Origin of the sequence: Neptunomonas sp. (genome assembly GCF_016744175.1) — a bacterium.
In the GTDB taxonomy this organism is placed as follows: Bacteria; Pseudomonadota; Gammaproteobacteria; order Pseudomonadales; family Balneatricaceae; genus Neptunomonas.
Window position 1 is genome coordinate 41043 of record NZ_JADGEV010000027.1, and the last position, 7689, is coordinate 48731.

Sequence of the window (7689 nt, forward strand, 5' to 3'; positions counted from 1 at the left end):
TCTCCCCCAAAGTTAGGCACGATTAACGTTTCTGGGTTGGAAGGTAACTTAATACCGTTGAGCGCATACTGTAGCAAGGTTCCATAATCATTGGCCTCACCAACCAAAATAGCACCGAGTAATTCATTTCTAGATTCAGAAACTACAATTTTTTTATAGATACCATTCACTTGGTCGTAATAGGTATAGTTTAGGGCTCCCTTGGTGTGGCCATGCGCGTCACCGATACTGGCAACATCGATGCCCATTAGCTTGAGTTTGGTGCTCATATCAGCACCGAGAAACTGTTTCTCTTTACCCGTAAGTTGCTCTACCACCACTTTAGCCATCGTGTAGCCAGGAGCAACCAATCCGTAGATGCGACCATTCCATAGGGCACATTCACCAATAGAGTAGATTTTTTCATCGGAAGTTTGGCAGTTATTATCGATGACGATACCGCCACGCTCACCGACCTCAAGTCCACATTCACGTGCTAAATTGTCCCGAGGACGAATACCCGCGGAGAATAGAATCAAATCTGTTTCTAATACTTCACCATCTGCAAACTCCATTCGGTGAAAAGCATCGTCACCATCGACAATCTGTTGAGTGTTTTTGCCGGTATGAACTTGTACGCCGAGATCTTCAATTTTATTGCGCAAAAGATCACCACCGCCTTCATCTAGCTGGACGGCCATTAAGCGCGGAGCAAACTCAACGACATGTGTTTCTAGCCCTAAGTCTTTAATCGCTTTAGCTGCTTCCAAACCCAGTAAGCCGCCGCCCACAACAACGCCCGTTTTTGCACCGTTAGCCGATGCTTTAATTGCCTCAAGGTCTTCAATTGTACGGTAAACCAAGCAATGTTCCCGGTCGTGTCCGGGTACAGGAGGAACAAAAGGAAAAGAGCCTGTGGCGAGTACCAGCTTATCGTAGAAAAGGGTTGTGCCTTTGTTTGTGTGTACGCGTTGTGTGTCGCGGTCGATAACGGTAACCGCTTCGCCAATCAGAACGTTTACCCCCCAGCTTTGGTATTCTTCAATATGCCCCATTGCTAGATCATCTGCGGTGGCACCACTAAAGTAGCTGCTCAGATATACACGGTCATAAGCTAGGCGAGGCTCCTCACAAAAAACAGTCACATTAAACTGATCCATTTGGCCGCTATCAGCAAGGCTCTGAAGGAACTGGTGTCCTACCATTCCGTTACCAACAACAACGAGGTTTTGCTTGTTCATAGGGAAGCTCCTGTCAGCGCACGTTGTGGCTGATTCTCTTGGTCTGATATAAAGGGGGCTGATATTGACTGATCTGCCGATACGTAAGGTTGCGTATCGCTTGTCTGTTCAAGGTTTGAACAAAATGTTTGTCCAAACAGTAAGGTGGGTAATAGGTCTTTCACACTTATTTGTTGCTCTAAAAGCGAAAAGTACCAGTTACCGTCTTGTACATCACCAAACAAGACGATGCCAACAATGTGATTATTTCGGATAATGAGTTTTCGGTAACGCCTGCGTGTTTCATCTTGTAGGACTAAAACACGGTCTTTAGGACGCCCGTTGACCTCGCCTGCGGAGAATAAATCGATACCGGATATTTTTAGTTTGGTGGGCGTTGCGGTGGTGTAATAGCTGGCCTGCAGACCAAATACCAAACGATCCGCTAGAATACGAGCTTGGTCCCATATAGGAGCGACTAAACCGAATGTTTCTCCGCGATGCTCAATACACTCGCCTAATGCGCTAATGTGCTCATCTGATGTAATCAATTGATCGTTTACAATGATGCCGCGCTCAACCTGTAACGCTGCCGTTTTTGCTAGCAAGGCGTTTGGTACGATCCCTGTGGCAACAATGGCCAAGTCTGCATCAAATGTTTCGCCATTCTTTAATGTGATACTACTAAGTGCACTGTTTTTATTGGAGGCACTTCCATGAAAAACTTCGACTTCGGTGCTTAATAAGGTTTCTATACCACGCTCTTGTAATGATAGGCGTAGCATTTCGGCTGATTGGCTATCTAACTGTTTGTTAAGCAAATGACTAGAACGATGAATAACCGTGGTTTTGATGCCTTTTATCGCTAAACCATAAGCGGCCTCAAGGCCTAATAAGCCGCCGCCAACGACAACGGCATGCTTTGAAAATTGTGCGGTATTTACAATAGCGTCAACATCTTCAAGTGTTCTGAAATCAAAAATGTTATTGAGATGCTGGCCTTTGGCTGGAATGCTTGATGGACGAGACCCTGTGGCGAGTACTAGATGGTCGTAAGTTATCTTAGTACCCGTATTACTTAATAGACGCTTTTTAGTGCGGTCTATAGAGATGATCTGTTCACCCGAAAAAAGGGTGATGCCGTGTTCTTCATACCACTCGTATGAGTTAAGTACTATCTCCTCTTTAGATACTTCACCCGCTAACAGTGGCGACAACATGATGCGGTTATAATTAGGGTGATGTTCCTCGCCAAACACAGAGATCCTAAAACGGTCAGGCTGGCGACGTATGATTTCATCAAGAAGTCTTCCTCCTGCCATACCGCTACCGATAATCACTAAATGTGGCTGTGTCATCGTTAATCTCCAGAATAAAAAAGGCGTTCAGCTCAATACATCAATGTGATGATTGAGAAGAACGCCATTGTTCAGAGCCCAAGGCTCAAAGTTAAATTGTGGGTATAGCATTTATATTTATATGGGTATAAGCGAATAGTGTGCCAATCTTAATATTACTAATGAAATCATGAGGTTAGTGGTTTTGGTGCGCGTATAGATAATGCTTTTTTATGTGCAGTGCACCAAAAGCTTATTAAGCTTCTGTAATAAGAGCGCTTTTGGTGCATTGTGTGTTCGTCTGTCGCGCTAATTAAGTGCTTAATGGAGTGTCAGTTGTAGTAAGTTTGCTATGAGCAATAGTGCAGCAACCCCTTGCCAAAAGTGAACAGGGTGCTTTTCGAGTAGAGGTTGGTTTAAAACCCCGGCTTCTAATTGGCGGTTGGGTACGGTGAGATCCTGCATAAATTCTGAAAAGGCGGCATAACGATGTATCGGATTAGGCTGCAGTGATTTTTTTAGACAGGCTTCAATCCAGACGGGAATTTGTTTGCGGTAGTGCGTACTCGGAATGTAATTAAGTTCACAGTAGTTTGCTAATGTTGCTTGTGTTGCATCAGCCACTTTATAAGGTAAGGAACCCGTTAACATTTCATATACAATCACTGCTAAAGAGTAGAGGTCTGACTTAAAACTACCCGGCTCACCTACTAAGAATTCAGGAGCTATGTAGTTAACGCTACCTTGAGGTATTGATTTATCTAGGGGGGAGTTTATTTCTTCTGAGCCTGCAATAAGCACAGTGCCAAAATCCAATATTTTTATTTGACCATCATTGTTGATCATGATGTTTTCTGGCTTAAGGTCCTGGTGGATCATGTCTTTTCGCTGGAACGCACGCAAACCACTGAGGATCTGTTTTGTCCATTGCCGTACTTGGTTAATAGAAGGTGAGGGGTTATCGTGCATCCACTGGCGCAAATTCATCCCCTCAATATATTCACCTAAGTAATACATAAAGCGCTTAGGGCGAGCGGGCCGGTAAGTTTTCATTACATGAGGATGATCTAGCGTTAGTCCTACCCACTCTTCACGAATGAACCCATCGAGATAAACGAGATCTTCAGAAAAATTTTGAGAAGGCGTTTTTAAAACAAATAACGCCGCGGACTCTACGTCTTTAACCAAATACATATGGCTGCGAGTACCACTGAAAATGATATTTAATACCTCGTAGCCATCAATCTTGTTGCCGATTTTAAGAACCGGTGGAATGGGAAGCTCCGTAAGGCGTTGATGCGACTCGTCGAGTGTTTCCAGAGGTAAATGAGTTATCTCTACAATGAGTGCTGTTAGGTTGTCATCACTGCCATTTTCGTAAGCTTCATTGACAATGCGTTGTGCTATCTCCTCCACGCTTTGTGTTTGGTTGAGAAGTAGTTCTTTGATTCTGGCCAAGGGCAAATGACCGTGTACACCATCGGTTGTGAGTAATAGCCGATCATGTTGGTTTAACACACGTTTAAAGAAATCGACTTCTAAGTGCGAGTCAGCACCTAAGGCACGGGATAAGTATTCATCGTTTTTGGTTGTTAACACATGATCAGAGGTGAGCTGCTCTAACTCGCCATCACAAAGGTGATAGATGCGTGAGTCACCTACATGAAAGCAAAATACGGTGGACGACTTCACTACAAGAGCAGAAAAGGTGGTAAGCATGCTTTCGCGGTGGCCCATTCTGCTTTGGTTTTCATGATAGAGCCAACGATTCAGGCCTGTGAGTACACGTGAGGCCGAATGACCAACACTCCAGCTAGGGGGCGTACTTAAGTAATCTTCAATAAAACCAGTGACGGCTGTTTGGCTGGCAATATGCGAATCTTCACAACTACTGACGCCGTCGGCAATAGCTGCGGCAGCACCTTTGTATTGGCGTTCGGCACCCGAGGGAAGGGACGCCGCAAATGCATCTTGATTCAGCGCTTTTTTTCCTTTGCTGGAGTATCCACCAAAGCGAACTTCGAGCTGCTTACTCATTTGTGGCTCCCATCTTTATTAGGGTTTGTAAATTCTGGAATCAAATCAATCGGTTTGACTTAGTTCACTTGAATAAGCTCAACGCTGCCATCTTCATTCACTTCAGCCATGTGGCCTTTAGGCTCTTTAAGAAACAGCAAGGTAACAAAACCTAATACGGCAGTAGCAGCAATCACAGAGAAGAAGGTGGAGTAATCAACCATCGACAATACGGTGAGGTAAAATACGGCGCCAACGTTTCCGTATGCTCCGGTCATACCTGCTATCTGGCCTGTTAAACGACGCTTAATTAATGGTACTACAGCAAATACTGCACCTTCGCCTGCCTGTACAAAGAAAGAGCATGCCATCGCGGCCATAACCGCCAGCGCTAATGGCCAGCTGTTATCAATGGTAGACATCACCGCATAACCTCCGGCTAATCCAGCAGTTAGGATTAACAACGTTTTTTTACGGCCAAAGCGATCACTAATCCAACCGCCACCAGGGCGAGACATCAGGTTCATAAATGCATAAGCAGAGGCGAGCAATCCGGCATAGACCATGTCCAGCGCAAAAACATCAGAGAAGAACAATGGCAGCATTGATACCACCGCTAGTTCAGAACCAAATGTAGCAAAGTAGAGGACATTTAATACCGCTACTTGCTTGAAGGCATAACGTTGAACTTCCGGTACAGGGGTGTGGAAAATATCTTTATTGACACTATAAGCACTGTAGCAATCGTAAATGAAAATAGCGGCCAATATAACGTAAATACTCAGCGCCGCTGTATCTGAAAGAATAGACACACCAGCTGGAGATAGCTTCCATGTTAATAGGGAAAGTGCCGCATACAGTGGGATCTTCATAATTAGAAGAAACAAAAAGTCAGCTTTACTTGTGACTTCTAAGCCGCCAATGCGCTTAGGTTTGAAGTAAGTAGAGCCTTTAGGCGTATCAGTAACATTTTTGTACCAGATAAAGCTGAATATCAGGCTGAATAAACCCGAAAGTGCAACGGCATAGCGCCAGCCATCGTCACCACCAAAGATAAGCGCCAGTGTCGGTAGGCTCATTGCTGCAGCGGCAGAACCGAAGTTCCCCCAGCCACCGTAAACACCTTCAGCAGTGCCTAGCTCATTGGCGGGGAACCACTCACTCACCATACGAATACCGACAACAAAACCTGCACCAATAAACCCTAATAAAAAGCGGGAAATCGCGGCTTCAGCAAAGTTGCTGGATAATGCAAATGCAAAGCAAGGAATACTGGCAAGAAACAGCAAGGCTGCATAGGTAATACGTGGGCCGTATTTATCGGTCAACATACCGATAATAATGCGTGCCGGAATAGTGAGCGCGACATTGAGAATCAGTAAGGTTTTTATTTCAGACTTAGTAAGTCCAAGAGACTCAGCAATCATGCCGAGTAGAGGGGCGTGGTTAAACCACACAAAGAAGGTAATAAAAAAGGCGATCCAGCTGAAATGCAGGATCTTCATCTTTGGGCTAAAAGATAGCAGGTTAAACGATTTTTCCTGAGTCATAGTCATTTTCCGCCTGTTAAAAAAAGAAAAGGCGCCAACAAACCGAAAGGGTGAGATCCCGGTTGTTGGCGCCTTTGCCTGAAAAACATTGTTTTTAAATGGTTTAATAAATCTTTGTTTAGCTTCTTTGCAATACATTGCAGTGAGCGTGCCAACTTAATAAAGGAGCAGGTTTATAGGGGATGGAGTGATATTTTTAAGAAAAGAAGACGGTTATTTAGAGAGAAACACGTCTTCTTTGGTGCGGTGCACAAATATGGTGCTGCTTAAGAGTGACTGTTACTAATGTTATTACTGTGTCTTTCCAACACAGCAATAATATTTTTAGCAACGTCACAGAGTGGTTTTTGTTGATCCATAGCCATTTTACGTAAGGCTTGAAATGCTTGGTTTTCTGCGCAGTGGTTGTGTTTCATGATCAGTCCTTTAGCTTTTTCGATAAGCTTACGCTCTGCTAATTCAGCTCGTGCTTGATCAAGCTCGCGATGCGCGTGACTAAGAGCATGGTGCATTGTTTGTAATTCTTCAAAACGAGTCACTGCCACATTAACAATGCTCTTAACCCTATGTGGCTCAAGCCCATCAACCACGCAGGCGCTGACGCCCGTGCGGATGGCTTGTTCGGTCATTGGTTGGTTACCTTGCTCGGCAAAGATAACGATAGGGCGTGGGCAGTGCTCAGCCATCAATGCGATGTTTACTAGATCCGCTTTATTGAGGGATATCAGGCTGATTATGACGAGGTTGGGTTGTAACTTGTTGACCTTATCTGCCAAATGTTGAGTTGACGTTAACTCCTCTACAATGTCGTATCCTTGTTCACGTAAAGGAATAAGTAAGGTGTGTTCTAGCTCGCCCTCATGCTTCATGTTTTCATTAATGACAAGCACGGTTAATCTGCTTTTCAAATGGATCACCTGCTTTAGTAATGAGTATTTCTTAGATATAGAGCAAGTTATGGGCCAGTCTTTGTTTTAAATGCAAGGAACTCTCACGGACTTGGCATGGCAAGGGGTGGCAGGCAACTGTATAATGCTCGCTTTATTTTCGTATTCTTTTGGCAACCACGTTAGCTTTGGCAGGAACATAATGACCGTACGTACTCGCGTTGCGCCTTCTCCAACAGGCGATCCGCATGTAGGCACCGCCTATATTGCACTTTTTAATCTGGCGTTTGCTCGTCAGCACGGTGGGCAGTTCATCTTGCGTATAGAAGACACCGACCAGACGCGCAGTACGGGCGAATCGGAACAGAAAATCTTAGATTCACTTCGCTGGTTAGGGCTTGAGTGGGATGAAGGTCCAGATGTAGGTGGCCCACACGGTCCTTACCGCCAGAGTGAGCGTAAAGGTATGTATGCCCAGTATGCTCATGATCTAGTAGAAAAAGGCCATGCGTTTCATTGCTACCGTACCTCAGAAGAGTTGGACGAGTTACGTACTGCTCGCCGTGCTGCTGGTGGACATACCGCACTAAAACAAAGTGATTTAGCGTTACCTGCTGATGAAGTAGAAAAGCGTAAAGCCGCGGGTGCTCCCTTTGTTATTCGTATGGTTGTGCCTGAAGGTGAGGGTGTTTGTGTCGTT

6 protein-coding genes are annotated in these 7689 nt (G+C 44.8%); 1 reads left to right on the top strand and 5 read right to left on the bottom strand.

The annotated features are described in order from the left end of the window. From QZZ55_RS12960 to QZZ55_RS12980, 5 genes are all read right to left on the bottom strand, one after another. The coding region (locus QZZ55_RS12960; RefSeq protein WP_293267762.1) for an FAD-dependent oxidoreductase at nucleotides 1-1220 on the bottom strand (1220 nt) is incomplete at its 3' end. Then, nucleotides 1217-2557: an FAD-dependent oxidoreductase gene (locus QZZ55_RS12965; protein ID WP_293267763.1), complete on the bottom strand. Its 1341-nt coding sequence runs from the start codon at nucleotides 2555-2557 to the stop codon at nucleotides 1217-1219. The genes QZZ55_RS12960 and QZZ55_RS12965, both read right to left, overlap by 4 nt. Before the next feature lie 300 nt (nucleotides 2558-2857). Further along, nucleotides 2858-4573: a bifunctional protein-serine/threonine kinase/phosphatase gene (locus QZZ55_RS12970; RefSeq protein WP_293267764.1), complete on the bottom strand. Its 1716-nt coding sequence runs from the start codon at nucleotides 4571-4573 to the stop codon at nucleotides 2858-2860. A gap of 59 nt (nucleotides 4574-4632) precedes the next feature. Further along, a complete protein-coding gene (locus tag QZZ55_RS12975; protein ID WP_293267765.1) occupies nucleotides 4633-6102 on the bottom strand; it encodes a NarK family nitrate/nitrite MFS transporter in 1470 nt (489 codons plus the stop codon). A 266-nt stretch (nucleotides 6103-6368) separates the two neighbouring features. After that, entirely contained in the window at nucleotides 6369-7010 is a 642-nt protein-coding gene (locus QZZ55_RS12980; RefSeq protein ID WP_293267766.1) for an ANTAR domain-containing protein, read from the bottom strand. Between the two features lie 181 nt (nucleotides 7011-7191). Here QZZ55_RS12980 and QZZ55_RS12985 point away from each other — a divergent pair. Then, a partial coding sequence (locus tag QZZ55_RS12985) for a glutamate--tRNA ligase family protein (RefSeq protein WP_293267767.1) occupies nucleotides 7192-7689 on the top strand: 498 nt, incomplete at its 3' end.